This window comes from Clostridium yunnanense (assembly GCF_016595795.1).
GTDB lineage: Bacteria > Bacillota > Clostridia > Clostridiales > Clostridiaceae > Clostridium_AR > Clostridium_AR yunnanense.
In genome coordinates this window covers 1-510 of record NZ_JAENHN010000070.1, presented here as the reverse complement: position 1 = coordinate 510, position 510 = coordinate 1, and the positions used below count along the sequence as shown (strand labels likewise).

Genomic DNA, 510 nt, shown 5'->3' with positions numbered 1-510 from the left:
GTTCATGGTTTACTTTGGTGGAGATAAAGAGATTCGAACTCTTGACCCCCTGCGTGCAAGGCAGGTGCTCTCCCAACTGAGCTATACCCCCAAATATGGTGGACCTTCAGGGACTCGAACCCCGGACCTACCGGTTATGAGCCGGTTGCTCTAACCAACTGAGCTAAAGATCCTTACTAACCTGGCAACCACTTACTCTCCCACACAGTCGCCCATGCAGTACCATCAGCCGTCTAAGTCTTAACCGTCGTGTTCGGAATGGGTACGGGTGTAACCCTAAGACGCATCATTACCAGATATTCAGTTTGTAGTCATCAATCTGACCACAGTGAATATTATATCTAGACTTTTTCTTCTTGTCAACAAGAATTTTTCCTAAATATAAGAAAGATTATTCTTTCAAAATTGCACTTAAGTTTACTTTGTAATAATTTGTTTTGGTCAAGCCCTCGACCTATTAGTATCGGTCAGCTGAACATGTTACCATGCTTACACCTCCGACCTATCAAC

General features: G+C 43.7%; 2 tRNA genes and 2 rRNA genes. All 4 read right to left on the bottom strand.

Annotated elements, in window-relative coordinates:
- Positions 1-15: 15 nt before the first annotated feature.
- Positions 16-91 (bottom strand) — tRNA-Ala (locus JHL18_RS25070).
- Between the two features lie 5 nt (positions 92-96).
- Positions 97-173 (bottom strand) — tRNA-Ile (locus JHL18_RS25065).
- 6 nt (positions 174-179) lie between these two features.
- Positions 180-297 (bottom strand): 5S ribosomal RNA (gene rrf, locus JHL18_RS25060).
- A gap of 140 nt (positions 298-437) precedes the next feature.
- Positions 438-510: ribosomal RNA gene (locus JHL18_RS25055) — 23S ribosomal RNA — on the bottom strand; the annotation flags it as partial.